At 67.0% G+C, this 26,595-nt stretch carries 25 protein-coding genes; 7 read left to right on the top strand and 18 right to left on the bottom strand.

The annotated features are described in order from the left end of the window. Window positions 1-19 precede the first annotated feature (19 nt). From pdxT to ACOI2T_RS20555, 11 genes are all read right to left on the bottom strand, one after another. Window positions 20-601: a pyridoxal 5'-phosphate synthase glutaminase subunit PdxT gene (pdxT, locus tag ACOI2T_RS20505; RefSeq protein ID WP_409505644.1), complete on the bottom strand. Its 582-nt coding sequence runs from the start codon at window positions 599-601 to the stop codon at window positions 20-22. Further along, window positions 598-1,443 carry an acyl-CoA thioesterase II gene (gene tesB, locus ACOI2T_RS20510; protein WP_409505643.1) on the bottom strand — a complete coding sequence of 282 codons (846 nt, stop codon included), beginning with the start codon at window positions 1,441-1,443 and terminating at the stop codon, window positions 598-600. The genes pdxT and tesB overlap by 4 nt, the downstream gene beginning before the upstream one ends. A 9-nt stretch (window positions 1,444-1,452) precedes the next feature. Continuing rightward, window positions 1,453-2,301, bottom strand: coding sequence for a pyridoxal 5'-phosphate synthase lyase subunit PdxS (pdxS, locus tag ACOI2T_RS20515; RefSeq protein WP_421874179.1), 849 nt, complete (start codon window positions 2,299-2,301; stop codon window positions 1,453-1,455). A gap of 128 nt (window positions 2,302-2,429) precedes the next feature. Then, on the bottom strand, window positions 2,430-3,473 hold the full coding sequence (locus tag ACOI2T_RS20520) for an NUDIX hydrolase (protein WP_409505641.1): 1,044 nt from the start codon (window positions 3,471-3,473) through the stop codon (window positions 2,430-2,432). Continuing rightward, on the bottom strand, window positions 3,474-4,598 hold the full coding sequence (locus ACOI2T_RS20525; RefSeq protein WP_409505640.1) for a glycosyltransferase family 4 protein: 1,125 nt from the start codon (window positions 4,596-4,598) through the stop codon (window positions 3,474-3,476). Between the two features lie 3 nt (window positions 4,599-4,601). Beyond that, window positions 4,602-5,498 carry a phosphatidylinositol mannoside acyltransferase gene (locus ACOI2T_RS20530; RefSeq protein WP_067859941.1) on the bottom strand — a complete coding sequence of 299 codons (897 nt, stop codon included), beginning with the start codon at window positions 5,496-5,498 and terminating at the stop codon, window positions 4,602-4,604. A gap of 14 nt (window positions 5,499-5,512) precedes the next feature. Beyond that, window positions 5,513-6,190: a phosphatidylinositol phosphate synthase gene (pgsA, locus tag ACOI2T_RS20535; protein ID WP_067859924.1), complete on the bottom strand. Its 678-nt coding sequence runs from the start codon at window positions 6,188-6,190 to the stop codon at window positions 5,513-5,515. Beyond that, window positions 6,187-6,756 carry an ATP adenylyltransferase gene (locus tag ACOI2T_RS20540; protein WP_067859921.1) on the bottom strand — a complete coding sequence of 190 codons (570 nt, stop codon included), beginning with the start codon at window positions 6,754-6,756 and terminating at the stop codon, window positions 6,187-6,189. The genes pgsA and ACOI2T_RS20540 overlap by 4 nt, the downstream gene beginning before the upstream one ends. Then, window positions 6,753-8,807, bottom strand: a complete 2,055-nt coding sequence (thrS, locus tag ACOI2T_RS20545; protein ID WP_085142102.1) for a threonine--tRNA ligase — start codon at window positions 8,805-8,807, stop codon at window positions 6,753-6,755. Before thrS ends, ACOI2T_RS20540 begins: the two co-directional genes overlap by 4 nt. A 96-nt stretch (window positions 8,808-8,903) precedes the next feature. Further along, a complete protein-coding gene (locus ACOI2T_RS20550) occupies window positions 8,904-9,323 on the bottom strand; it encodes a TIGR02611 family protein (RefSeq protein WP_067859938.1) in 420 nt (139 codons plus the stop codon). Next, entirely contained in the window at window positions 9,320-9,952 is a 633-nt protein-coding gene (locus ACOI2T_RS20555) for a PaaI family thioesterase (RefSeq protein ID WP_409505639.1), read from the bottom strand. Before ACOI2T_RS20555 ends, ACOI2T_RS20550 begins: the two co-directional genes overlap by 4 nt. A gap of 54 nt (window positions 9,953-10,006) precedes the next feature. Here ACOI2T_RS20555 and ACOI2T_RS20560 point away from each other — a divergent pair, with 54 nt between their 5' ends. Together ACOI2T_RS20560 and ACOI2T_RS20565 are read left to right on the top strand one after the other, a co-directional pair. Next, a complete protein-coding gene (locus ACOI2T_RS20560; protein WP_085142231.1) occupies window positions 10,007-10,516 on the top strand; it encodes a DUF1990 domain-containing protein in 510 nt (169 codons plus the stop codon). 66 nt (window positions 10,517-10,582) lie between these two features. Next, on the top strand, window positions 10,583-13,069 hold the full coding sequence (locus tag ACOI2T_RS20565; RefSeq protein WP_409505638.1) for a glycogen/starch/alpha-glucan phosphorylase: 2,487 nt from the start codon (window positions 10,583-10,585) through the stop codon (window positions 13,067-13,069). Window positions 13,070-13,404: 335 nt separating this feature from the next. Here ACOI2T_RS20565 and ACOI2T_RS20570 read toward each other — a convergent pair whose 3' ends face one another. From ACOI2T_RS20570 to ACOI2T_RS20580, 3 genes are all read right to left on the bottom strand, one after another. Further along, complete coding sequence (locus ACOI2T_RS20570; RefSeq protein WP_409505637.1) at window positions 13,405-14,628, bottom strand: serine/threonine-protein kinase; 1,224 nt, start codon at window positions 14,626-14,628, stop codon at window positions 13,405-13,407. A 121-nt stretch (window positions 14,629-14,749) separates the two neighbouring features. Further along, on the bottom strand, window positions 14,750-15,820 hold the full coding sequence (locus tag ACOI2T_RS20575; RefSeq protein ID WP_409505636.1) for a hypothetical protein: 1,071 nt from the start codon (window positions 15,818-15,820) through the stop codon (window positions 14,750-14,752). After that, complete coding sequence (locus ACOI2T_RS20580) at window positions 15,817-16,575, bottom strand: alpha/beta hydrolase (protein WP_409505635.1); 759 nt, start codon at window positions 16,573-16,575, stop codon at window positions 15,817-15,819. Before ACOI2T_RS20580 ends, ACOI2T_RS20575 begins: the two co-directional genes overlap by 4 nt. Before the next feature lie 142 nt (window positions 16,576-16,717). On the opposite strand from ACOI2T_RS20580, the gene ACOI2T_RS20585 reads away from it, so the two are divergent. Continuing rightward, window positions 16,718-17,785 (top strand): NAD(P)H-dependent amine dehydrogenase family protein, encoded by a 1,068-nt coding sequence (locus ACOI2T_RS20585; protein WP_409505634.1) that lies wholly within the window; start codon window positions 16,718-16,720, stop codon window positions 17,783-17,785. On the opposite strand, the gene ACOI2T_RS20590 is transcribed toward ACOI2T_RS20585, so the two are convergent. The 4 genes from ACOI2T_RS20590 to ACOI2T_RS20605 are packed head-to-tail and all read right to left on the bottom strand — an operon-like array spanning window position 17,782 to window position 21,388. Next, on the bottom strand, window positions 17,782-18,258 hold the full coding sequence (locus ACOI2T_RS20590) for a DUF309 domain-containing protein (RefSeq protein ID WP_067851392.1): 477 nt from the start codon (window positions 18,256-18,258) through the stop codon (window positions 17,782-17,784). The two genes, ACOI2T_RS20585 and ACOI2T_RS20590, sit on opposite strands and share 4 nt — an antisense overlap. A 6-nt stretch (window positions 18,259-18,264) precedes the next feature. Continuing rightward, window positions 18,265-19,062 (bottom strand): SDR family NAD(P)-dependent oxidoreductase, encoded by a 798-nt coding sequence (locus tag ACOI2T_RS20595; protein WP_409505633.1) that lies wholly within the window; start codon window positions 19,060-19,062, stop codon window positions 18,265-18,267. A gap of 56 nt (window positions 19,063-19,118) precedes the next feature. Next, entirely contained in the window at window positions 19,119-20,393 is a 1,275-nt protein-coding gene (locus ACOI2T_RS20600) for an NtaA/DmoA family FMN-dependent monooxygenase (protein WP_409505698.1), read from the bottom strand. 35 nt (window positions 20,394-20,428) lie between these two features. Further along, window positions 20,429-21,388, bottom strand: coding sequence for an LLM class oxidoreductase (locus ACOI2T_RS20605; protein WP_409505632.1), 960 nt, complete (start codon window positions 21,386-21,388; stop codon window positions 20,429-20,431). 121 nt (window positions 21,389-21,509) lie between these two features. Between ACOI2T_RS20605 and ACOI2T_RS20610 the strand changes: the two genes are divergently transcribed. From ACOI2T_RS20610 to ACOI2T_RS20625, 4 genes are read left to right on the top strand one after another with little or no spacing between them, the layout of a single operon-like run. Further along, the gene (locus ACOI2T_RS20610; RefSeq protein WP_409505631.1) at window positions 21,510-22,505 is read left to right on the top strand and encodes an ABC transporter permease; all 996 of its coding nucleotides are present in this window, start codon (window positions 21,510-21,512) and stop codon (window positions 22,503-22,505) included. Then, window positions 22,502-23,347, top strand: coding sequence for an ABC transporter permease (locus tag ACOI2T_RS20615; RefSeq protein WP_409505630.1), 846 nt, complete (start codon window positions 22,502-22,504; stop codon window positions 23,345-23,347). The genes ACOI2T_RS20610 and ACOI2T_RS20615 overlap by 4 nt, the downstream gene beginning before the upstream one ends. Before the next feature lie 3 nt (window positions 23,348-23,350). Further along, on the top strand, window positions 23,351-24,952 hold the full coding sequence (locus tag ACOI2T_RS20620) for a dipeptide ABC transporter ATP-binding protein (protein WP_409505629.1): 1,602 nt from the start codon (window positions 23,351-23,353) through the stop codon (window positions 24,950-24,952). Beyond that, a complete protein-coding gene (locus ACOI2T_RS20625) occupies window positions 24,949-26,595 on the top strand; it encodes an ABC transporter substrate-binding protein (protein ID WP_409505628.1) in 1,647 nt (548 codons plus the stop codon). Before ACOI2T_RS20620 ends, ACOI2T_RS20625 begins: the two co-directional genes overlap by 4 nt.

The following is a 26,595-nucleotide window of genomic DNA, read 5'->3' on the forward strand; positions in this document are numbered from 1 at the left end:
TCCGCCCCGGCCGGGAAACTCAGAGCGAGTCGACGAACAGCTTGTGGATCCGGCGGTCGCCGGTCATCTCCGGGTGAAACGACGTGGCCAGCATCGAGCCGTGGCGCACCGCGACGATGTGGTCGGCCGCGCGCGCGAGCACCTGCACGTCGGGCCCGACGCGCTCGACCCACGGCGCCCGGATGAACACCGCGTGCACCGGGGTATCGAGCCCGATGAAGTCGATGTCACCTTCGAACGAGTCGACCTGCCGGCCAAAAGCGTTGCGGCGCACGGTCATGTCGATACCCTTGAGCGGCAGTGCGGCCCGGCCCTCGACGCCGGCATCGGCGATCTCGGTCGCCAGCAGGATCATCCCGGCGCACGACCCGTAGCACGGCAGGCCCTCGGCGATGCGGGCCCGAAGCGGTTCGAGTAGGTCGAACTCACGCAGCAGGTGACTCATGGCGGTGGACTCCCCGCCGGGGATCACCAGCGCGTCGACGGCCTCGAGTTCGGCGAGCCGACGCACGGTCGACGCTTCCGCGCCGGCCTCGCGCAGCGCGGCCAGATGTTCGCGGGTGTCGCCCTGCAGCGCGAGCACCCCCACGTGGGCGGTCATTTGGCCTCGGGTGTGAAGTCTCGTTTGAAGCGGGTCAGCCCCTCCTGCATGACCGCTGCGACCATCTCGCCGTACCGGTTGAAGATCTTGCCCTGCGTCAGTGAGCGGCCCCCGCAGGCCGACGGCGACGACTGGTCGTAGAGCAGCCACTCGTCGGCGCGGAACGGCCGCATGAACCACATGGCGTGGTCGAGCGAGGCGACCATCAAGTGCTTGCGCACGTCGAGATGGTTCACCTGCGCCGAGCCGAGCAGCGTGAGGTCGCTCATGTAGGCCAATGCGCAGATGTGCAGGACATGATCGTCGGGCAGCGGGTCGCGGTGCCGGAACCACACCTGCTGTTGTGACGCCTTGCCCGGCAGCCGCTGCACGCGGTCGCGCGGCACGATCCGGACGTCCCATTCGGCGAACTGCGCGAACCCGGCGTCGTCGAACGCTCCCCCGGACCGGAAGCCCGGGAGATCGTCGGGTGCCGGAGCCTCGGGCATGGCGTCCTGGTGTTCGATCCCGGTCTGGTCGGTCTGGAACGACGCCGACATCGTGAAGATCGTCTCGCCGTGCTGGATCGCGCTCACCCGGCGGGTGCAGAAGGAGCCGCCGTCGCGGATGCGTTCGACGGTGTACACCGACGGCGCCCTGGCATCCCCTGGCCGCAGAAAATAGCCGTGCAGGGAATGCACCTGGAACGTCGGGTCGACCGTCCGCACGGCCGACACCAGCGACTGTCCGGCGACATGGCCGCCGAACGTCCGCTGCAAGAAGCCGGATTCCGGACTGAACACTCCACCGCGATAGATGTTGACCTCGAGCTGCTCCAGGTCGAGGATCTCTTCGATCGCCACGTGAGTTGTTTACCAGCCGCGTTCGGCGAGGCGGTGGGGCTGGGCGATGTCTTCGACGTTGATGCCGACCATGGCCTCACCCAGACCGCGCGACACCTTGGCCAACACATCGGGATCGTCGTAGAACGTGGTGGCCTTGACGATCGCGGCCGCCCGCTGCGCGGGGTTGCCCGACTTGAAGATGCCCGACCCGACGAACACCCCCTCGGCACCGAGCTGCATCATCATCGCCGCATCGGCCGGCGTGGCGATGCCACCGGCGGTGAACAACGTGACCGGCAACTTGCCGGCCCGCGCCACCTCTACCACCAGGTCATAGGGGGCCTGCAGTTCCTTGGCCGCCACATACAACTCGTCCTCGCTCATCGAGGTCAGCCGGCGGATCTCGCCGCCGATCTTGCGCATGTGCGTCGTCGCGTTGGAGACATCGCCGGTGCCGGCCTCGCCCTTGGAGCGGATCATCGCCGCGCCCTCGGTGATCCGGCGCAACGCCTCACCCAGATTGGTCGCCCCGCACACGAACGGCACGGTGAATTTCCACTTGTCGATGTGGTTGGTGTAGTCGGCCGGGGTCAACACCTCCGACTCGTCGACATAGTCCACACCCAAGCTCTGCAGGATCTGGGCCTCCACGAAATGGCCGATGCGGGCCTTGGCCATCACCGGGATGGTGACCGCGTCGATGATGCCCTCGATCATGTCCGGATCGCTCATCCGCGACACCCCGCCCTGGGCGCGGATGTCGGCAGGCACCCGCTCCAACGCCATCACCGCCACCGCACCCGCACCCTCAGCAATGCGAGCCTGCTCCGGAGTGACGACGTCCATGATCACGCCGCCCTTGAGCATCTCAGCCATGCCACGCTTAACACGCGCGGTTCCGGTCTGGTTGTTTGAACCGTTTTGCGCCGCGGTTTCCACTGCTATCTCCTCCAGATTTCTACTGATTCAGTGTAGTGGAGCCGCCAAATCCATTAAATCCGCAATCACCGGATGGCTTGCAGCGCGGATCCACGCGCGTTCACCAGCGACTGCTCGGCCAGTTCATTGGCCGAAGCCAGCAGCTCACCCAGTTGAAGCGGATACACAGTCTCCCCGCCGGCAACCAACTCGGCGATCATTGTCGCATCGCACCAGCGGTGACCGTGAATGTAGTGCCGCTCGAGTGCGGTGCGGCCCGATGCCGAGGGCTCGAACCGGTGCGTGCGGTAGATGAAGAACAGCTCTTCACTGCGGATCACCGATGCGTTGAAGTCGATGACCGCGTCGCGCCGCCACACCGGCCCGATCAGGTCGGCCGGTTGCACCTTGAGCCCGGTTTCCTCGAACAGTTCGCGGGCCGCCGCGGCCGGCAGGTCCTCGCCCTGTTGCACGGCGCCACCCACGGTGAACCACCACCGCGGCGCCGGGTTGTGCGGATCGTTGTGGGCCGGGTCGCTGCCGCGTAGCAGGAGCACCGCGCCGGTTTCGTCGAGCAGCACCACGCGCGCGGATGTGCGGCGGCTGACCGGGTTCGGGCCCGCCTGCGCCTCTGGACGCTCGGCGATCTCGAAATAGGTTGGTAGCGCTGCCCTTCCGCCGAGGCGCAGCATGCGGACCGCGGTGCGCTCCCGAAGTGCCAGGGTGTCGCGCACGGCGTCGTTGTGGAAGCGACGAGCGAGCAGTACCCGCGCCTCGGCGTCGGCCAATTCGGCGACGAGCGCCACCGGCAACGCCGCGAGATCGACTCCGGCCAGCGCCGCGGACAGTTCGTTCTCGGCGGCCTCGCGCGCCGACCGGGGCGCACGTTCGGCGGCATCGGCCAGTGCGGCCAACCGCTTGCCTTCCGGACCTCCGGCATAGGCATCGGTGGCGACGGCCCGCGCCACCACCGCGCGGCGGGCGAGTGCGCCGTCGAGTGCCTGCCAGGACAGGTCATAGCGGACGTGCAAGCGATCCAGGCGGTTGGCGGTTTGGTAGGCCCAGCCGGCGATCAGCAGGAGCACGACCAGCAGCACCACCAGGACGGTGATCACGATCCACGCCGACATCTAGTCGCTCACCTGCACCTTGACTCCGGAGCCGGCCACGGTCTCGTAGACCCGCATGATCTGCCCGGCAACCACCGACCAGTCGTAGCGGTGCACGCAATCGGCCGCCCGTGCGATGTAGCGCTCGCGCACCGCGTCGTCGTCGAGGATCTCGATCAGCGCGCCTGCCAGGCTGTCGGCATCGTCGATCGGCACGAGCCTGCCGGCCTCACCGTCGTCGAGAACCCGCCGGAACGCATCCAATTCGCTTGCCACGACGGCAGTTCTCGCCGCCATCGCCTCGACGAGCACGATGCCGAAGCTTTCCCCGCCGAGGTTGGGCGCGCAGTAGACGTCGGCGCTGCGCATTGCTGCGGCCTTGGTGGCATCGTCGACCTGGCCGAGGAACCGCAGATGCCCGGCGAGCTCACCGGCCTGCTCGCGCAGTTCGTCCTCGTCGCCGCGGCCCACGATCAAGATCTCGACGTCGCTGAACCGTTCGACCAGTTTCGGGAGCGCCCCCAGCAGCACCGCCATCCCCTTGCGGGGTTCGTCGAACCGGCCCAGGAACAGCACGGTGCGACCAGGCCGGGGATAACCGTCGAGCAGCGGGGCTTCCGCGAAGAATCCGACGTCGACGCCGTTGGGGATTTCCACCGCGTCGGACCCGAGCGCCTCCATCTGCCACCTGCGGGCAAGATCGGACACCGCGATGCGGCCGACGATCTTCTCGTGGTACGGGCGCAGGATCCCCTGAAATACGCTGAGCGTCAACGATTTTGTGGTCGAGGTGTGAAAGGTCGCGACGATCGGGCCCTCCGCGGCCTGCAGCGCGAGCATCGACAGACTCGGGGCATTGGGCTCATGGAGGTGCAGCACATCGAACGCACCATCGGCAATCCACTTCTTGACCTTGCGATGCGTGGCCGGGCCGAACCGCAGCCGCGCCACCGAGCCGTTGTACGGAATGGGTACGGCCTTGCCACCCGACACGACATAGTCGGGCAGTTTGACGTGGGGCGATGACGGCGCAAGCACGCTTACGTAGTGCCCGCCCTCGCGCATGACCTCGGCCAGCTGCAAGACGTGGGACTGCACGCCGCCTGGGACGTCGAACGAATATGGGCAGACCATCCCGATACGCATCGCTCAGGTGCCTAACCGGGCGCGTCGTTCATCGGACAGATCGGCGAGCCACTGCGGCTGCATCATGTGCCAGTCGGCCGGATAGGCGGCGATGTTGTCGGCGAAGCGGTCCGCCAGCGCCTGCGTCACCACCATGACGTCCCCCGACGACGTATCGAGTTCTGGATAGACGCGCATCCCCCACCCGTCGCCCTCGTACCAGCAGTGCACCGGCAGCAGCGCGGCACCGGTTTCGATGGCCAGTTTGGCCGGGCCGGCGGGCATGCGGGTGGCTTCGCCGAAGAAATCGACCGGCACGCCGTTGCGGGTCAGGTCGCGTTCAGCCATCAGGCAGATCACGCGGTTGTCGGTCAGCCGCTCGGCGAGCACCTCGAACGGCGGCCGCGCGCCGCCGGTGAGGGGCAGCACCTCGAATCCGAGGCTTTCCCGATAAGCGACGAACCGGTGGTACAGGGATTCGGGTTTGAGTCGTTCGGCGACGGTCGTGAAGGTGCCGTAGTTCTGCACGAGCCACACGCCGGCCATGTCCCAGTTGCCGCTGTGCGGCAGGGCAAGCACTGCACCGCGGCCGGCTTCGATCGCCGCCCACACCAGCTCGATATCGAGCACATCGAGTTGCTTGCCCAGAACTTGGTGATCCATGGTCGGCAGCCGGAACGCCTCCCGCCAGTAGCGAGCGTAGGAGGCCAACGAAGCCCGCATCAGCGCGTCGGGCACCTCGGCGGGCGAAACACCGGTCACCCGCGCGAGGTTCTTCCGGAGCTGTGCCGGTCCGCCGTTGCGTGCGGCGTACCGGGCGCCCGCCCCGAACATGTTGCGCGCCATGCGCTCCGGGAGCGCCCGCACCAGCCGCCAACCAGCCGCGTAGCCCAAGTCCGTCACGTGCTCGCCGAGCGGCATGCGGCCGGGGGTGTTCACGGCTCGCTCGTCTCCGGCTTCTCGCCGTTGTTGGGTGACGCCGGTTGCAGCGGGTCCATCGCGCCCGGTGAGATCCGCACGGTGTGCAGCCGCTGCAGCAGGGTGACGACGCTGGCCACGGCGAGCAGCCACATCGCGACGTGCAGAAGCCATGGCATGTGCAGGAACGGAACCCCGGAGAGCCCGGCGCCCACGAGGACGATGACCAACCGCTCCGGACGTTCGATGAGGCCGCCGTCGCCGCGCAGCCCGCTGGCCTCGGCGCGGGCCTTGATGTAGGAGATCACCTGTGACGTGATGAGGCAGATCAGCGTCGCCACCACGAGCGTCGCACTGTCGAGCCCGAACGCGGCCCACCACAGCAACCCGGCGAACACCGCACCGTCGGCGATGCGGTCACACGTCGCGTCGAGCACCGCCCCGAAGCGGGTGCCGCCGCCGCGTTCGCGGGCCATCGCACCGTCGAGCATGTCGGCGAGCACGAAGATCCAGACCGCGAACGCGCCCCACCACAACTGCCCGATCGGGAACAGGGTGAGCGCCGAGATCACCGTCCCCGCGGTGCCCGCCAACGTCACGATGTCGGGCGTCAACCCGGCACGCAGCGCGGCCTTGGCCACCGGCCGGGACAGTTTGACGTAGGCCGCGCGGGTCATGAGGTAGAAATTGCTCACGGCTGACGAGCCCACTCCGTCGCGAGCAGCTCACGGGTCTCGCGCAGCAGCTGCGGGATCACCTTGGAGCCGCCGATGATGGTGATGAAGTTGGCGTCACCACCCCATCGCGGCACCACGTGCATGTGCAGATGCTCGGCCAATGACCCGCCCGCCGACGTCCCCAGGTTCAGGCCCACGTTGAAACCGTGCGGGCGCGACACCGCCTTGATCACGCGAATCGCCTTCTGCGTGAACGCCATCAGCTCGGCGCTCTCGGCGTCGGTCAGATCCTCCAGCTCCGACACCCGCCGATACGGCACGACCATCAGATGGCCCGGGTTGTACGGGTACAGGTTGAGCACGGCATACACCTGCTCACCGCGCGCCACCATGAGGCCGTCCTCGTCGGACATCTCGGGGATGTCGGTGAACGGCTGAGACGAACTGGCCGAACCACCGCCCTCGCCGCGCTTTTTCATCGGGGCCTCGGCGATGTAGCTCATGCGGTGCGGGGTCCACAGGCGCTGCAAGTGGTCGGGGTCGCCGACGCCGCGGTCGACGATCGTGCGCTCGTCCTCGGTCACTCGGGAGCGCCTACCTTCACCAGGTCGGCGGTGGGCGTCGCGTTCTCCCGGCCGGCGATCCAGTTCACGATGGCCTCGACGGCCTCGTCGCGCGGCACGCCGTTGATCTGGGTGCGGTCACCGAATCGGAAGCTCACCGCGCCGGCCTCGACGTCTTTGTCGCCGGCGAGCAACATGAACGGGATCTTCTGGTTGGTGTGGTTGACGATCTTCTTCGCCATCCGGTCGTCGCTGGAGTCGACCTCGACCCGGACGCCACGCGACTTCAACTGCGCCGCAACCTCTTCCAGGTAGGGCACGTGCGCGTCGGCGACCGGGATCCCGACGACCTGGACCGGTGCCAGCCACGCCGGGAACGCGCCCGCGTAGTGCTCGGTGAGCACGCCGAAGAACCGTTCGATCGACCCGAACAGTGCGCGGTGGATCAGCACCGGGCGCTGCCGGCTGCCATCGGCGGCGGTGTACTCCAGCTCGAACCGGTCGGGCATGTTGAAGTCGAGCTGGATGGTCGACATCTGCCAGCTGCGCCCGAGCGCATCCTTGACCTGCACCGAGATCTTCGGTCCGTAGAACGCCGCGCCACCCGGGTCCGGCACCAGATCGAGGCCGGAGGCTTCGGCGACCTCACGCAGCGTCTCGGTGGCCTCCTCCCAGATCTGATCGGAGCCGACGTACTTCTCCGGGTCCTTGGTCGACAGCTCCAGGTAGTAGTCGTCGAGGCCGTAATCGCTCAACAGGTCCAGCACGAAGCGCAGCAGCGAGCTCAGCTCGTCGCGCATCTGCTCGCGCGTGGTGTAGATGTGCGCGTCGTCCTGCGTCATGCCCCGCACGCGGGTCAGGCCGTGGATCACGCCCGACTTCTCGTAGCGGTACACCGAGCCGAACTCGAAGAGCCGCAACGGCAGTTCGCGGTACGACCGCCCCCGCGAGCGGAAGATCAGGTGGTGCATCGGGCAGTTCATCGGCTTGAGGTAGTAATCCTGACCCGGCTTGCGCACCTCGCCGTTCGCGTCGTACTCGGCGTCGATGTGCATGGGCGGGAACATGCCGTCGGCGTACCACTCCAGATGGCCCGACGTGATGTACAGGTTTTCCTTGGTGATGTGCGGGGTGTTGACGAACTCGTAGCCCGCCTCAAGGTGTTTGCGCCGCGAGTAGTCCTCGAGCTCGCGGCGCACCACGCCACCTTTGGGATGGAAAACCGGTAGGCCCGAACCCAATTCGTCGGGAAAGCTGAACAGGTCGAGTTCGACGCCGAGCTTGCGGTGATCGCGGCGCTGCGCCTCCTCGATGAGCTCGAGATGGCGGTCGAGGGCCTCCTGCGACTCCCATGCGGTGCCGTAGATGCGTTGCAGGCTCGCGTTGTTCTGGTTCCCGCGCCAGTACGCCGCCGAACTGCGGGTCAGCTTGAACGCCGGGATGTACTTGGTGGTCGGGATGTGCGGCCCGCGGCACAGATCTCCCCAGACCCGTTCCTTGGTGCGGGCGTTGAGGTTGTCGTAGGCGGTCAGCTCATCGCCGCCGACCTCCATGACGTCGGGGTCACCGGATTTGTCGTCGACGAGTTCGAGCTTGTATGGCTCGTTGGCAAGCTCTTCGCGCGCTTGGTCTTTGGACTCGTAGACGCGCCGCGAGAACAGCTGACCGTCCTTGACGATCTGGCGCATGCGCTTCTCGAGCTTGTCGAGGTCCTCGGGCGTGAACGGCTCGGCGACGTCGAAGTCGTAATAGAAGCCGTCGGTGATGGGCGGGCCGATGCCGAGTTTGGCCTGCGGGAACAGTTCCTGCACGGCCTGCGCCAGGACGTGGGCCGCGGAGTGCCGGATGACGCTGCGGCCGTCCTCGGTGTCGGCGGCCACCGGCGTCACCTCGACGTCGCTGTCAGGCGCCCACGATAGGTCGCGCAACCGTCCCTCGGCGTCGCGGACGACCACGATGGCGTCGGCGGCGCCACGGCCGGGCAGCCCCGCTTCGCGAACCGCCGCGCCCGCGGTCGTCCCGGCAGGCACCCGGATAGGGGCTGCTGGGGCGGAACTGGCGACGGCGGTCATCGGAACTCTCCTGTACGGTGCGCGGACTTCGAAAGATCGGGTGATCGCGACTAATGCTATCGGGGGTTATCGACGTACTTCTGCCAGGTACTACCGCTACGACCCGATGCCCAGCGGGCTCTTGAGCCACGGCGGTTCGAACCCGACGAGGTCGCCCATGAAATAGAGGGCGCCCAATCCCCACAAACTAACGACCACGACCAGTGCGGTGAAAGCCGCGCTCAGCGCCTTGACAGCGATGTGCTGCCGGCCGAACCACTCCATCACCGCGTCGTAGCGGAGCCGGACGTGATGCAGCGCGACTTGGGCGAAGCGGAACTCGGTGGCCAGGATCGCGAGCCCGAGGAACACGATGGCCCAGCCCGGCCCCGGGTACGGAATGGCGATGATGCCGGCACACAGCACGACCGTGCCCACCACGCCGACGACGATGCGATAGGCGAAGTTCACCATCCGCCGCTCGCGAAGCCGGTCACGCCAGCTCGCCCACGCGCGCTTGGCCTCCGAGATGTTCATGGCTGCCCCGGCTTGAGCCGCACGAACAGGGCCTCGGCCTCGGTGAGCACGTCAGCGCCGTCGCACAACCGGCCCGTCACGAAGATCTTGCGACCCTCGATCCGGTCGATACCAGCCTCCACCTGCAGTTCCTTCTCGATCGGCGCGATCTTGCGGTAGTTGACGTGCAGATAACCCGTGCGTTGATACGGGCTGCGAGTCAGTTTGGCAGTGGTGAAACCCAGCAGCGAGTCGAACAGCAGGGCCAGCCAGCCGCCGTGTACCGCACCGTTGCGGCCGAGGTGGAACCGCCGGAACGACGCGGTTCCGGTGACTTGGTTGTCGGCCGTCACGTCCAGGTGCACCGGCACGGAGCTGACGTTGCCGCGGTTGGGCAGGTCCATGCGTCGGCCCGACGGCGAGTTCCACTCGTCGGCATCGTACGGGGCCAGCAACGCCGAGACCTTCTCGATCAGGTTGGCGGCCTCGGTGATCACATCGTCGGGCGCATCGGCTGCCCTGGCATGGTCTTGCAGGGTCCGCACGGCCTCCACGAACCGGCCGTAATCGGGTCCGCCACGATCGGTCGGCTCGGGCGGGTTGAAGCCGCCGCCAGGATGGTTGCCGGCGAGGTCGGAGTCGGAGGCCACACCGCCACCGTATTGCCTGTCGCCGACCACGCGCGAAGTGCCATGGTGGTGGGTGTGAAACTGAGCGACCTCGCCGGGCTGGCGTTGACCTATCCCGAAGTGGGGGCCACCGCCGGTGTGATGCCCGACGGTTACCACCACGCTCGTGCCTCGGCGGTGATCGGATCCGGCCGGGAGCGGTTCGAGCGCGCCGGCGACTCGGTGCTGCGCTGGGGTATGCAGCGCGGAGCCGGACTCGGCGTGCAGACCACCAGCGACGTGGCGGAGGTGGGCACCGAACTGCTGGTGCGGCTCGGGCCGATCCCGGCGCCGTGCCGGGTGGTCTACGTACTCTCCGAATCAGGTCCTGAGCCCGACCGCCGCGGCTTCGCGTACGGCACGTTGCCAGGCCATCCGGAATCCGGTGAAGAACTGTTCTCGGTGCGTTACGACCCCGCGACCGACACGGTTTATGCCGAGATCGCGGCGTTCTCACGGCCTGCGACGTGGTGGAGCAAGCTTGGTGGGCCGGTCACCCGGCTCGCGCAACGCGTCGTCACCGGCAGATATCTGACGGCGGTCTAACGGCGTTCATCTGCCTGATGCCCATCCCCCGCCTGGCGTGCACTCGGCACTGCCAAGCTGCGCGCTATGACCGATGTCGCGCCTTCCGCACCCGTTCACGAACACAGCCGCACGGGCCTGTCGGCTGACGCGTTACGCCGCGGCATCGTCGACCATCTGCGCTACTCGATCGGCCGCCCGGCTGCCGCGTTGCGGCCCGAGCACTACTACCGGGCACTCGCGCTCGCCGTACGCGACCGCATGCAGGACAACCGCGTCGTATCCACGCAGACGTCACTCGATCTCGGCCGCAAGGTGACCTGCTACCTGTCGGCCGAGTTCCTGATGGGTCCGCAGCTCGGCGCCAACCTGCTCAACCTGCAGATCGAATCGGCCGCGCGCGCCGCCCTGGCCGAACTCGGCCAGGACCTCGACGAGGTGCTCGCGTGCGAAGAGGAACCGGGACTGGGCAACGGCGGTCTGGGGCGACTGGCCGCCTGCTACCTCGATTCCCTTGCCACGCTTGAGCGCCCGGCGATCGGCTACGGCATCCGCTACGAGTTCGGCATCTTCGACCAGGAGATCCACGACGGCTGGCAGGTCGAGAAGACCGACAACTGGCTCGACGCCGGAAACCCTTGGGAGATCGCCAAACCCGACGTCAGCTACCTCGTCTACTGGGGCGGCTACGCCGAGCATTACGTCGACGACGCCGGTCACGACCGCGTCCGGTGGGTGCCGGGACGGGTGCTCAAAGGCGTCGCATACGACACCCCGATCCAGGGCTACGGCGTCAAGACGTGCAACGTGCTGACGCTGTGGAGCGCTCGGGCCGTCAAGTCGTTCGCCCTCGACGCCTTCAACACCGGCGATTACTACCGGGCCGTCGAAGACGAGGTCAACTCCGAGACCGTCACCAAGGTGCTCTACCCCAACGACGAGCCCGAGGCAGGCAAGCGGCTGCGTCTCCTCCAGCAGTACTTCTTCGTGTCCTGCTCGCTGCAACATGTCCTGCACATCCTCGATGATTTGGCCGACGTCTCCGTGCACGAGCTGCCCGATCGGTTCGCCTTGCAGCTCAACGACACTCATCCGTCGATCGGCGTGGCCGAGCTGATGCGGCTGCTCGTCGACGAGCGCGGCCTCGGCTGGGACGAGGCGTGGGCCATCACCGTCGCATCCTTCGGCTACACCAACCACACGCTGCTACCGGAAGCCCTGGAAACCTGGCCGCTGGCGATGTTCGGCGAGTCCCTGCCCCGCCACCTCGAGATCATCTACGAGATCAACCGGCGCTTCCTCGACGAGGTGCGGGCCGCGTTCCCCGGCGACGAGGACCGAGTGCGACGCATGTCGCTGATCGGTGAGGACAACGGCAAGAGCGTGCGGATGGCCCACCTCGCCACCGTCGGCAGCCACGCCATCAACGGCGTCGCGGCACTGCACTCCGAATTGTTGAAAGCCAGTGTGCTGAAAGACTTCTACGAGCTGTGGCCGGAGCGGTTCTCGAACAAGACCAACGGCGTGACACCGCGCCGGTTCCTGGCGCTGTCCAATCCGGGGCTGCGCGACCTGCTCGACGAGACCGTGGGCCAGGGTTGGCTGACCGATCTGACCAAGCTGCGGGGACTGGAGGCGTACGCCGACGACGCGACGTTCCGGGCGCGCTGGCGTGCGGTGAAGCGCGCCAACAAGGCTCGGCTGGCCGACTACGTGCACGCCACCACCGGCGTGGAACTGAACCCCGACTGGCTGTTCGACATTCAGGTCAAGCGCATCCACGAATACAAGCGCCAACACCTCAACGTCCTGCACATCATCACGCTGTATCACCGGCTCAAGCAGAACCCCGGCCTGGCAATCAGCCCGCGCGCCTTCATCTTCGGCGGCAAGGCGGCCCCCGGCTACTTCCTGGCCAAACGAATCATCAAGCTGATCAACGCCGTTGCCGACACGGTCAACACCGACCCGGCCGTCAACCAGTTCATCAAGGTCGCGTTCGTGCCCAATTTCAACGTGCAGAACGCCCAGCTGATCTACCCCGCCGCCGATCTGTCCGAGCAGATCTCGACCGCGGGCAAGGAGGCGTCGGGCACCGGGAACATGAAGTTCATGCTCAACGGCGCGTTGACGATCGGCACGCTTGACGGCGCCAACGTCGAGATGCGCGACGAGGTCGGAGCCGAGAACTTCTTCCTGTTCGGCCTGACCGAAGCCGACGTCACACGAGTCAAGGCACAGGGCTACCGTCCCGCCGACTACATCACCACCAACGACGAGTTGGCGGCCGTCCTGGGGCTCATCGAACTCGGCCAGTTCTCCGGCGGGGACACCGAGGTGCTGCGCCCGATCGTGGACTCACTGCGCAACTCCGACCCGTTCCTCGTGTTGGCCGACTACGCCGAGTACATCGCCTGCCAGGACCGGGTTTCGGCGGTGTGGCGCGATACCGATGCCTGGACGCGAATGTCGATCCTGAACTCGGCGCGCAGCGGCAAATTCTCGTCGGACCGGGCCATCACCGAGTACTGCGACGACATCTGGGGAGTCGGCCGGGTCAGCGTGCGCGACTGAGTGGGCTGTGGCTTCCGCGTGCCCCAATGATTGTCACGCCAGAGTGATTGCCGAAGCCGGGCGTCACTCTAGCGTGACAATGGTGGGCGGGAATCCGTGTGCGCCCGCGACTGTCACACCAGAGTGACCGCCAACCCCGCACGCCACTCCAGCGTGACAATGGTGGGCAGAAACCCGTGCGCGCCCGCGACTGTCACACCAGAGTGACCGCCAACCCCGCACGCCACTCCAGCGTGACAATGACGAGCGGGAAACCCATGCGCGCCAACGATTGTCACACCAGAGTGACTACCGAGCCCGCGCGCTACTCCAGCGTGACAATGACGGGACAAACGCTATTCGCGCTTCTCCTTGTCGCCCTTGCCGTTTCCGCCGCCATGGCCAGGATTCTTCTTGTGGTCTTTGTTGCCCTCGCCCTTGCCGTTGCCCTCATTTCGGGGGTGATCGACAACAGGTGCCGGAGGCGGAGGCGCAGGCGGAGCGCTGCTCGGAGTCGGCACCGAGGTGCTGGTGCTGACGGGGTCAGGCGCCTGGGTGGAAGACGAGTCCATCGCGACGGCGAGCACCGACACCGTGAAGGCGGCGATGATCGCCGCGGCGGCGAGAATCTTGCGCGTCCTGGCCGGAATTCTGCGCTTCGGCGCCGCAGGCACGAAGTAGGTGGCGGCCGGAGCCATCGGAGCTTGGGTGAAGACCTTGGTGGCCGGGCGAGGTGGCCCGCCGGCGATGGCCGGGCCCGCGAAGGCCGCCACGGCATTGCCGGCGAGGGCCGAACGCATGTCCTCGGCACTGCCGAACCGATGTCGGGGATCGCGGGCCATGGCTCGATCGATCGTCCCGGCCAGGGCGGGGTCGACGTCGGGGCGAACGACGCTCAACGGTGGCGGCGGGTTGTCCATGATCGCGTGCACCACGGCACCGGGCGTGTCCTGCGGGAAGGCTCGGAAGCCAACCAGCGCCTCGTAGCCCATCACGCCGACGGCGTACAGGTCGTCGCTCACCGACGCGGGTGCACCGGTGATGCGCTCGGGACTCATATAGGCCATCGTTCCGACCACCTGGCCCGCCATCGTCTGAACGTCGCCGGCGGTCTTTGCGATGCCGAAGTCGGCGACCTTCATACTTCCGTTGGCAGCGACCAGGATGTTTCCCGGCTTGATGTCGCGGTGCAGCACGCCGGCGCCGTGGGCAGCCGCGAGTGCAGACAACACGTCGACCAGTACCGCCCCCGCGCGCTGCGGCGAAAGCGGTCCCTGGGCGATGACGTCAGCGAGCGTTTGGCCCGGCAACCGCTCCATCACGATGAACGGTGTTCCGTCCTGTTCGCCGAAGTCGTGCACTGCCACGATGTTCGGGTGCGACAACCTCGCGGCCGCACGAGCTTCACTTTCGAAACGTCGCCGGGTGTCGGGTTGCGCGGCAACCGCTCGATGCATCATCTTGACGGCGACGGCGCGGTCCAGTCGATGGTCCCAGCCGTCCCAGACTTCGGCCATTCCGCCGTAGCCCAAGACGCGGCGCAGTTCGTAGCGGCCCACGAGGAGTCCGTGGCCGGTCATATCCATACCGTAGCCCGCTTGTCAGCGGCGTCGACCGCAGCCCCGCACGCTTGAACCGGGCCTCATTGTCACATTGGAGTGGCATTCGAGGCCGACCGCCACTCCAACGTGACAACGGCGGTCAAGGCGCAGCGACCGGCTCGCGTGGCGCGCGAGCAACGACGGCGCGGTCCAGCTGATACGACAGGATCGCCAGCGTGAACAGCCCGATCGACATGTTGAGCAGGGCACCAAATCCTTCTGTCGCAAAGTCGACGAGCGCGTTGAGAAAAGTGAACGTGAGCGCGGCGTTGCGCAGCCAGCGCAAGGGCCAGATGGCGTCGGTGCGGGGCAGCGCGATCATCGCGGGCACGGCCAGGATCGCGGTCAGCACCGCGGTGACGAACAGGATGATGGACGCGGGGCTCGCGCCGGCGAGCCGGAAGGTGATGTTGTGGTCGTCGTAGAAGTAGTCGCCGACGACGAGGCCGAGCGCGCCGAACAACACACCCGCGACGGCACCGGCCACCATCAGCCAGCCCACCACCGGCACCCAGCGCGGGCTGCGGAAGAAGCCGGGCACGAGCTGCGGCAGCCGGCGCTGCAACCGGTACAGGCGGTCGGGTGCGTGATCGGCCGCGATCAGTAGTGCGCGGATGTGTTCGACCTCGGCCGCGGTGGCGCCGCGCGTCAGCGCTTGCTCGACGAGCGTCAACCCGATCTCCCGACGGTGATCGGCCAGTCCCCGCGCGACCCCGTCGGCGGCGATCGAGGCCGCCGACGCCAGGCATTCCCGCGCGGTGAGCGGCCGGAATCCGCGCAACACGCGCGCCCCGACGAGAATCAGGATCACGAGGATGTACATGATTTCCGCGGCCGGGCCGTAGAAGTAGTCGTTGTCCTTGGTGACGAACTTGCCCACTTCGTCGAGAAACAGGCCAAACCCTATGCCGCCCAATACAACACATACGATGCGGGCGCCGAAGCCCAGCATCATCCACCCGATCAGCAGGGCCACCATCATCAACGCGCCGCCCCACAACGCGTGGGCGATGTGCAGGTTGCCGCCGCCGATCTGCGGGTAGCCGGTCAATTCCAGGTAGAGCCGCGTGATCAGGATGGTGGCGATCGCGATCAGGACGAACGCCTCCGCCGCGCTCAGGCCCACCGCACTGCGCGTGACCAGACCGCGTCGGGTGCCGCGAATACTCATGCGGCCACCCGCAGGGTCCGTTGCAGCCACGCCAACACCGGTGGCGCCACCTCGTCGAGCGCGGACTGCGCGATGATCCAGTGCGGCTTGTCGGGATGGATCTGGTGCTCAGCCCCGTAACGGGCGGCAATACGACGCGAAATCCACTGGGCCACATTGCGATCCGATCCCGCACTGACGCACAGCACCGGGCAGGTGACCGCGCTCGCGTCGACCTTGGTCACCGGTGCGCCCATCGACATTTCACGGAACACGCGCCCGGAGTCACGTACGAGCTGCGGAATCAGCTCCTCCTGTTCGGCGGCGGGCAGCGTGCTCAAGGGCACTTCGCGCATGGTTCTCGGCGACGGGAGAAACGGCTTTCCGGCCAGGATCTTCGGCATCAGTGGGAACAGGTGCGGTAGGGGGCGCAGTTGCGGCCACAACGTGCCGGGCGGGATGGAGGCCAGCAGTACCGCGGCACGCGGGCTGCGTGCCTCGGCGATCTTCTGGGTCAGCAGCCCGCCCATGCTGTGCCCCATCACCACCGGCGGCTCGGACAACTCGTCATAGGCTGCCAGCGCCACCTCGTAGCAGTCCTGGATTCCGGTGCGGGTCAGCACGGCGTCGTCACTGGGATCACGCCCCGGCAGCGTCGGCGTATGACATTCGTATCCGGCCGCTTCGAAGAACCGGGTCCACGGCGCGAGCAGCGCCGGCCTGCCGAAAACACCGTGAAGGAACAGAATCGGGGGCTTGGCATGACTGTCGGCCACGGCGTCAGTATGCCCGGGCCGGGCGCCGATGTTCGATTACTCCGCACGTAATCGCCGGATTCCTCAGACCGGCCCACACCGCGACCGAAATTGGCTAGCCTGTCGAACTATCGCAGGGCGGCGGCATCGGAGGCGGAAACGTATGGCATACCGGGTGATTCAGTGGGGCACGGGTGCGGTGGGCATCGAGACACTCGCGGCGACGCTTCACGACCGACCGGATCTGGAGCTGGTCGGGGTGCGCGTGTACTCCGAGGGCAAGAACGGGATGGACGCCGGTGAGCTGCTGGGCGGCGCTCCCGTCGGTGTCGCGGCGACCACCGACACCGAGGCGATCCTCGCGCTGGACGCCGACTGCGTCGTATACACCCCGCGGATCACGAGCCTCGATGACGTCTGCGCGATCCTGGCCAGCGGCAAGAACGTGGTGACGACCGCGTTTCTGTTCCATCCACGGCGGCTGCCGCAGGCCGACCGGGACCGGCTGCTGGCCGCCTGCACGGCGGGCGGGACGACGGTGCACGGCAGCGGACTGAACCCGGGCAATCTGTCCGGGGCGCTGCCGCTGGTGCTGTCGGGTATGAGCCGCACGATCGACAAGATCACGCTGCAGGAGCGTGCGGATTGGTCGGATTACGACAGCACGTCGATCACGTTCGACAACATGTCGTTCGGGCAGCCGGTCGAGGACATCAGCGTTGACGCCACCGAGTTCCTGGCATTCAACAACGAGCTGTTCACCGAACAGGTGTGGTTGCTGGCCGATGCGCTGGGCGCCGATATCGACGAGGTGACGTCGTCGGTGGACGCGGTGGCCGCACGCGCCGACCACCAGATCTTCGACCATGTGCTGCGTGCGGGGACGACGGCCGGACAACGGTGGAACTGGGTGGGGGTGCGTGCCGGTGAACCGCTCGTGGAGATCGAGACGCTGTGGACGGTCGGCAACGAATATCCCGATCATTGGCCGCGCCCCAAGCACGGTTGGACGCTGACCATCGAAGGCGACCCGTCCATGCAGACGCACTTCTTCAGTCTGGCGAGCTTCACCCGTGAGGCGACGATGGCCGAGCATGTCCGGGCGGCCAACGTCGCGACCGCGATGCAGGTGCTCAACGCCGTTCCAGAGGTGTGTGAGGCCGCGCCCGGCTTCGCGACGTTGGCGACGTTGCCGCTGATCCGCAGCCACACCGGTTTTCGGCGGGGTTAGTCGACGGTCAGCGGCGGCCGCAGGCGGGTCGGCGCGATCGGGATGCCGGCCCGGAGATCGTCGATGAGTGCGCGGGCGTAGGCAATCAAACCCGCCGCGTCGATGGAGTGCGGCGCGGGCAGGCCCGTGCGCGCAAGTCGGTCAGCCGCGCGCTGCAGCAGCGCGATCGCCCCGTTGACGTTGCCGCGCTGAACGTGTGTGACGCCGACCATGAGCTGGGCCAGTCCCTGCCACAGCGCTCTCTCGTCGTCGGGGCCGTTCTTCCAGGCCGCCTCGAGTACCTCGTGCGCGTTGAACGCCAATCCGCGGTTCAGGAGGTCCTGGGCGTACGCGAGCGTCTCGGCCGGCTCCAGTTCCAGATCGTCCGGGATACGGGGAACTCCCTCGCTTCCGGGTGGAAGCGGCCGGCCGAGGGCGTCGCGCGGACGTGCGCTGCGGGGACGCCCCGATTCGTCGCGATCACGCTGGGCCACGGGCGCTCACCTCACCACGACGGAGCTGGGTTCGCGCGGGGCGCCGAGCATGTCGCGGTGCGACGGCGGCACGCGCCCAGCCTCGTCCGTGAGGCCGTAGCGGTGCGCGAGTTCGGCGCCGATGACCGTATGCCCGGACAGGTCAGACACCTCCGGATCGCGGTAGAGCGCATCGATCAGATAGCCGGTGAATTCCGGGGTTTCGGCGTGCTCTGCGGTCTTGGCGAGCGCGTCGGGATGGCCGGCGAACGCGGCCCGCAGTTTCTCGGTCAGCAGGATGCCCATCCAGATCGACACCGTGGACACCCCGGTGCCGCGGAAGTCGACGGCCATGTCGGCCGCGAGCTTGTCCACACCGGCCTTCTGGGCGCCGTACGCCGGCCCGTGCATGTAGCACACCGAACCGGGCGACGACGTGAACGCGATCAGCCCTCTGTCGTTGGCAGTCAGCAGCGGCGCGGCAAACCACGACGCGACGTACGCCGAGCGCAACCCGACATTGAGCACGTCGGCGAGCTCGATCGGCTTCTGCCAGAAAGGTTTCGGGTCGACAAGGTCGTCGCTGATCACGGCGGCGTTGTTGACCAACAGGTCCAGTCGGCCGGATTCGGCGGCGACACGATCGAACATCGCACCAACCGCTTCGTCGTCGGCGTGGTCGACCTGCATCGGCACCACCCCACCGGCATCGGTCACCGTGCGGCCGGTGCCATAGACCCGCCAGCCTCGGGCGACAAGGGCCGCGGCGATCCCGCGACCCGCCCCGCGGCTTGCTCCGGTGACGACGGCGACAGGCGTGTCCATGGGCACCAACTTACGACGTGGGCTGCGCAAGCCAAAGCGCCGGCCGCGCCGGACGACTACGCGAAGCGCGTTGTCACCAAGGTGGGCACGCCGACAGGATAGGCGTAGCCGGTGAACCGTTCCCGCAGAGTCGATTCCGTGTACTCGGTGCGAAACACCCCGCGCCGTTGCAGTAGCGGGACCACTTCGTCGACGAATATCTCCAGACCGTCGGGAAAGACATCGGGCATGAGATTGAAGCCGTCGGCCGCGCCTGCCAGAAACCATCGTTCGATGGTGTCCGCGACGTCGGCAGGTGACCCGACGATCACCCGGTGCCCGGCGCCGCTGAACTCCCGGACCGCTTCGCGGAGGGTGAGGTTGCGGCTCTCGATCAGCCGCACCACCGATTCCCGGAACCCCAGCGAGGCACCGAATTTCGCCGGATCGGCAACCTCACCGAGCAGGCGCGCAGGAACCGGTTCGTCGAGCGGATGTGCCGAGAGGTCCTCGCCGAGTACCTGCGACAGCCGCTCCAGATCGTGGCCGACCGGTAGAAGCGCGTTCTGTTCGTCGTAGCGGCGCTCGGCCTCGGCGCGGTCGCTGCCGATCGTGGTGATGAGTCCAGGCAGGATCTTGACGTCACCGCGCCGGCGGCCGTGCGCCACGGCGACGTCCTTCACGTACCGGTAGTGGTCGATGCCCGCGCCCAGGTCGAGTTCGGCGCTGAACACCGCATCGGCGACCCGGCCGGCCAGCTCGCGACCCTGCGGTGACCCGCCGGCTTGCACCAGCAGCGGGTATCCCTGCGGTGACGGCCCCTGCGGCAAGGACCCCACGACAGTGAAGAACTCGCCGTGGTGATCGATACCGCGTCCACTCGGATCGGCGGCATCTCGCCACAGCGCACGCACCACGTCCACGAACTCCGCGGCCCGCCGGTATCGCGTCGGCCGGTCCGGATAGTCGGCGAGGCCGAAGTTTCCCCCCGCGGGCAGTGAGTACGTGGTGACGATGTTCCACGCCAGACGCCCGCCGGACAGGTCGTCGAGCGCCAGCAGCCGGTGGGCGAGCTCGACCGGGTCGTTGAACGTCGAGGACAGGGTTCCGATGAGACCCAGGTGTTCGGTCTCGGCCGCTACCGAAGCCAGAATCACACTGGGCTCCAACGCTTGCGACGGACGCAGCGCCGGGTGTTCCCGCAGGGCCGGGCCGTCGGCGAGGAACAGTGCGTCGAGCCGTCCCCGTTCGGCGATGTGTGCCATCCGCACGTAGTAGCCCGGATCGGCGAACGCGGTCGCCGCTTCGCTGCTGCGCTGCCACGAGCCGGTGTGGATGCCGACGTTGAGCACGTTGACGTTCAGGATCAGCTCACGGTCGATGCGAGTCACAGGCGTCCTCCCGGATTGGGAACGGTGGCGAATACGGTGGGGTGGCCGCTCAGATCCGGGGCCACCGGCACTGGCAATCTCAGCCGCTCGCGCAGCGTGGCCCCACCGGCCGGGCCGACGATCCCCCGCGCCCGCGCATCGGGCAGCACGCGGTCGAGAACGTCGGGCAGTTCGTCGGGCGTCAGGCGCAGTATCGCGCCGGCTGCTACCGCCGACCGTGCGAGCCGATCGAGTGCCGCACCGATGCCGTCGCCCGTTCGCAGCCGCACCACTGTGGCGCGGTCGCGCGGGATGGGCTCACCGTCTTCCACCACGAGCAGATCCGCGCCCTCGGCGGCCTCACCGGCGTGCGCTTGCCGCCATACCGGCAGGTCGCCCTGCACCGAACCGGGGACGTTGAGTGGCCCGGCGATGTCATATCCGCGTCGCACATCTGCGCGCCGGATCCGCGTCACGTCGGTGAAGACACCGCTCACCCGGTCCCCCACGACCGAATCCAATGGCCATGTGCGCCAAAGGGTTCGCACGGCCGACATCACATCTGCGGTGTGGTGTCGATCGAGTCGGGCGTCCGTCCAGGTGTCGGTGGCCGCGTTGAGTGCGATGGTGTGGTCGAAGTCCAGCGCCAACCAGCCGACCCTGCCCTGCGCTGCGTGGTCGACCGAGACCAACCGCCGGGCGAGGTTGTACGGGTGGTCGCGATGGCCCGCGGCCGCGACGACCAGTCCGAGCGTGGTGCTATGGCGTGCTGCCACCGTGGCAATGAGCGACGGGTCGAGGCTCACCGAGGCGGCGTCGGGCGCCTCACCACGTTGCGCGCCGATCACCCAGTAGGTCACCCCCGCGGATTCCAGTCGTCGGGCCAGTGCGGCGATACCGCGTGTCGTGGTGTCGGAACCTGGGTCATCGAGCCCGTCCCCGGTGACCTCGACTCCGACCGACAGTGAGACAGCCATGGCGCATACGCTACTGACCCGGTCGGCCTGGACAACCGTTGCGATCAACGAAAATTCAATTGCCGCACGACAGTTAAGCTCAGCTGAAGCGTCGGCTTAAAGTTCCTAAAGGTATGAATCCTTGCCGGCGGGCGATCGCGGCAATAGCTTTCCCGAGGTGTTGACCTTCACGCTGCGGCGCATCGCCCAGTCCGTCATCGTGATCGTACTGGCGTATACGGCAGTGTTTTTCGTCCTCAACGTGCTGCCGGGCGATCCTATCGAGCAGCAGATATCGAATCCGGAGAACCCCATCTCCGACCAGGACGCACAGGTTTTGCGTGACTACTATCGGCTCAGCGACCCGGCGATCGTGCAGTTCGGGGTGTCGGTGCAACGCTTGTTCACCGGCGATCTCGGCTACTCGCTCAACAGCGGGCAGTCCGTGTCGCGGTTGATGGCCCATGCGCTGCCGTCGACGTTGGCACTTGCCGGCGTGGCTTTCGTCCTCGCTGCGCTGCTCGGCTTCGCGATCGCCCTCGGCGCGGTGTTCGCACCCTGGCCACCGGTTCGCGAAGCAGCCCGGGCGCTGCCGCCGGCGTTTCTGTCCATTCCGGTGTTCGTCACCGGACTCGTTGCCCTGCAGGTCTTCTCGTTCAGCCTCGGTTGGGTCTCGGCAGTGCGCGACGAAGGCCTCGCGTCGACGGTGCTCGCGGCGCTCCCGTTGGCGTTACCCGTGGCCGCTCCCATCGCCCAGGTCCTGATTCAGGGGCTCAGCAATGCAGCCGGCCAACCCTACGTCGAGGTGCTGCGGGCCAAAGGCCTTGGCAACGACCGCATCGTCTTCGGACACCTTCTCAAGAACGGATCTATTCCCACCGTGACCATCGTGGCTATCACTGTCGGTGAACTGTTGGCCGGCTCAGTCATCACCGAAACCATCTTCAACCGCACGGGTATCGGATACCTCACCGAAACCGCAGTGCGAAACCAGGACACACCGATCATCCAAGCCGTGGTCATCACGGTGTCGGTGACGTTCGTCGTCGTCAATCTCATTGTGGATCTGCTCTATCCGCTGATCGATCCCCGTATCGAGCGGTCGATTCCGCGCGCGGCACGGTTGGCCGCCGCATGACACTCACCGAGGCACTCCCCGCAATTCGGGTCCCCCGAATCAGGCGCATCGACGTCGGGATCGCCGACCTCGTGCCCCTGCTCTTCCTGGTGCTTGTCGCCGCGATGATCGTCGCCCCGGGCGCTATCGCCCCATACGACCCACTGCAGGAGAATCCGGAACTGCCGCTCGCGGGTCCGAGCCTGGCCCACCCGTTCGGCACCGACTACATCGGCCGAGACCTGCTGAGCCGTGTCGTCGCGGGTACCGGGGCGACCATTGCAGGTTCCTTCATCGCCGTCGTGATCGGCTTGGTGGTCGGAACGATCCTCGGCCTGCTGGCCGCGTACTTCGGGCGCGCCACCGACAGCGTCATCAGCCGCATCGTCGACGTCCTGTTGTCGATTCCCACGCTGCTGCTGTCGATCACCATCATCGTCGCGCTCGGGTTCGGCACGGTGAACGCCGCTATCGCCGTCGGCGTTTCCTCGATCGCGGTGTTCGCGCGGCTTGCCCGGTCCGAGGTGCTCGAGATCCGGAACCTGCCGTTCGTCGAGGCGAGCGAACACCTCGGGGCCGGGCACCTGGCGTTGTTGTTCCGCCATGTCCTGCCCAACTCCTACTCGGCGGTGCTGTCCCTGGCGGCGCTGCAGTTCGGCACCGCCATCCTCGCCATCGCGTCACTGAGCTTCCTGGGCTACGGCGCTCAGCCCCCGGAGCCCGAATGGGGATTGCTGATCTCCGAGGGCCGCAACTACATCAACTCGGCACCGGGATTGGTGTTCTTTCCTTCCATCGCGATCGTGCTGACGGTCATGAGCCTGTCCAGGCTCGCCCACCTCGTCCGAATAAAGATTGGCTGAAATATGAGTTCCACTGCGTTGTTGGCGGTTTCCGGGCTGACGATCGACTACGGCACCAAATCGGGTGTGGTGCGCGATGTCTCGCTCGACGTCGGAGCCGGCCAGGTTGTCGCCCTGGTCGGCCAATCGGGATCGGGCAAGTCGACCATCGCGCGCGCCGTCCAGGGACTCCTGCCCGACAACGGCCGGGTGGCCGCTGGGGAGATCCGCATCGGCGATCAGGACGTGACCGCACTCTCCCAACGGAAGTGGCGGGAACTACGCGGCACCACGATCGGGTTCGTGCCACAGGATCCGCTCGGCTCACTCGACCCCTTGAAGCGGGTCGGCGACCAGATCGCGGAGGTGCTCACGGTCCACCGGATCGCCGACCGCCGCGACGCACAGATGCGCGCGGTCGAACTACTTGAACGCGTCGGTATCCCGCAGCCGCAGCGGCGGGCCAGGCACTACCCGCATCAGCTGTCCGGTGGGCAGCTGCAACGTGTGCTCATCGCCATCGCCATCGCCGGCGAACCCCGTCTCCTCATTGCCGACGAACCGACCTCTGCCCTCGACGTCACGGTGCAACAACGCATCCTCGAGCTGCTCGACGAGCTCCGGCGAGAACGCCGGCTCGGGGTTCTGTTCATCACGCATGACCTGGCCCTCGCCGAGCATCACAGCGATCACGTCGTTGTCCTCCGTGACGGTGAGGTCCGCGAAACCGGGCCGACGACAACAGTGTTGGTCGCGCCACAGGATAGTTATACCCGTCAGCTCATCGCCGACGCACCGGCACTGTCCCCGGACAAGTACGCCCGATCTTCCATCTCGCGACAACCTACCGCCGAACCCATCTTGAAAGTTTGTGGACTGGTCAAACAGTTCGGCGAAACTCGCGCACTGGACTCCGTATCCTTCGACGTCGAAACCGCGTCGATCCACGCGCTTGTCGGAGAGTCCGGTTCCGGTAAGACCACGGCCGCGCGGGTGTTGGCCGGCCTCACCGACTTCGACTCAGGTGAGGTCCGGGTCGACGGCGTCGTGCGGGAGCCGCGTAGCCCGCTGGATCCGGTGCGGCAGCGAGCACAGGCCCGCACGCTACAGATGGTGCATCAGAATCCGTTGGCAGCACTCGACCCCCGGTTCACGATCGGTGAGGCCGTCGCAGAGCCATTGCGCATCAACCGCATCGGGTCGCGGTCGCAACGGCGCCGCGAGGTGGCCGACGCACTCGACCGAGTCGGGCTCCCGGCGACACTGGCCGACCGCAAGCCACGCGAGATCTCCGGCGGCCAACGCCAACGCGTTGTTCTGGCCCGGGCCCTGATACTTCATCCGCCGATCCTGGTACTCGACGAGCCCACCTCGGCGCTGGACGTCACCGTGCAGGCACAGGTCGTGGAGTTGCTCATCGAACTTCAGCGTGAACTGGCACTCACCTACCTGTTCATCTCGCACGACCTCAGCCTGGTGCGTCAGATCGCCGACACCGTCAGCGTGCTCGAGCACGGACGGCTGGTGGAAACCGGGCCTGTCGCACAGGTTTTCAGCGCACCGGCCGCGGCCTACACCCGGCGGTTGCTCGACGCGATTCCCGGCGCGCCGGCGCGAGCGGCATGAGCACCCGGCGACGAGTGGCCGCCCTCGTGGCGGCGGTGTCGGTCGTCACGTCCGGGCTGGTCGCCTGCGGCTCCGACCCCGATCAACAGCCGGCCCCGGCGGGCACCCGCGGCGGCCACCTGACCTATCTGGACGCGGAAGCCCCGGCATCCCTTCAGATCCAGGTCAGCTACTGGCAGAACAGCCTGCTCAAAGACCAGATGCTGGATCGACTCGTGTATCAGGATCCGAAGACCTTCGAGTTCGTACCCTGGATCGCCGAACGCTGGACCGTCGACGATTCCCACCTGATCTACGAGTTCACCATCCGCGAGGGCGTCACCTACAGCGACGGCCAGGTGCTGGATGCCGAGTCGGTGCGGCGGAACCTGGACTGGCAGGCCAACGGCGACAAAGCCAAAGGTATCACGCGAAATACCTACTTTCCCAAGGTCAAATCGGTCACGGCCGACAACAGCCGCCGCCTCGTCCGCGTCACGCTGGCCGAGCCCTACGCGCCGTTCATCGCCGTCCTGACGCTCAACACCGCCGGGCTGGTCGCCGACGCCACGATCGACGCCAGCAAGGAGCAGCAGTCGGTCGTCACCAACCTGATCGGATCCGGACCGTTCTATGCCACCTCCGAGATCCCGGACAAGCAGATCGTCCTGTCGAAGCGACGTGGCTACAACTGGGCACCAGCCACCGCGCCTCACCAGGGCGAGGCGTACCTGGACACCATCACCGTCATTCCGGTCACCGAGGACAGTGTGCGGGTCGGCGCTTTGCGGGCCGGTCAAGCAGATGCGATCCGCTACTCCCAGCCGCCGGACGAACGCCTGCTGGCCGCAGAAGGTTTCGACGTGCGCGGGCTGCGAACACCGGGATTGGCCAACACTCTCGACGTCCGCCAGACTGCCCCGTTTCTGAGGGACACCAACGTCCGCAAGGCGATCGGCTTCGGCATCGACCGTGACGAGATCCTGAACACCCTCTACACCGACAACTGGAAGCCCGCCCAGAACATCGTCACCAAGAACTTTCCCGGCTACACCGACCGCAGCGACGCGGTGCGTTACGACCCGGCCGAGGCCGTTCGCCGGCTCGAGGCCTCCGGGTGGACGCACATCAACGACGACGGGTACCGGACCAAGGACGGCCAGGAACTCGCCGTGAAGATCTATGTCGACGTCTACGACCACACGGCCAAACCGATGTACGAGCTGATCCAACGCCAGCTCCGACGGATCGGCATCCGGTTGGTGATCCGCCAGACCGATTTCGCCAACTATCCGACCGCCAGCATCGAGGACTCAGTGGGCTTGCGCCGCAACGGATGGCCTACCGCCGACCCGGTGCGTCTGTGGCAGAACTACGACAGCGAGGGCGGTGATCTGTATGCGCTGGAGGGTTCTGACCCGACGATCGACCGCCTGCTGCGGGCCCAGATCAGCGCCACCGACCCGGCGCAACGGCTCAAGTTGCTGCAGGAATACAACAACTACGTGATCGACAACGCGTACTCCATTCCACTGCTGGAGGACACCCAGATCTTCGCCGTCGCGCCGCGGGTGCGGGGATTCGCCAACGCCGCCAACTCGGTGCCGTGGTTTTACGACACCTGGATCGATGGGTCCGCGCCTGCCGGCCCCGGAAAGGACTGA

This window comes from Mycolicibacterium wolinskyi str. Jessa 2025 (genome assembly GCF_049241375.1).
Lineage (GTDB): Bacteria > Actinomycetota > Actinomycetes > Mycobacteriales > Mycobacteriaceae > Mycobacterium > Mycobacterium wolinskyi.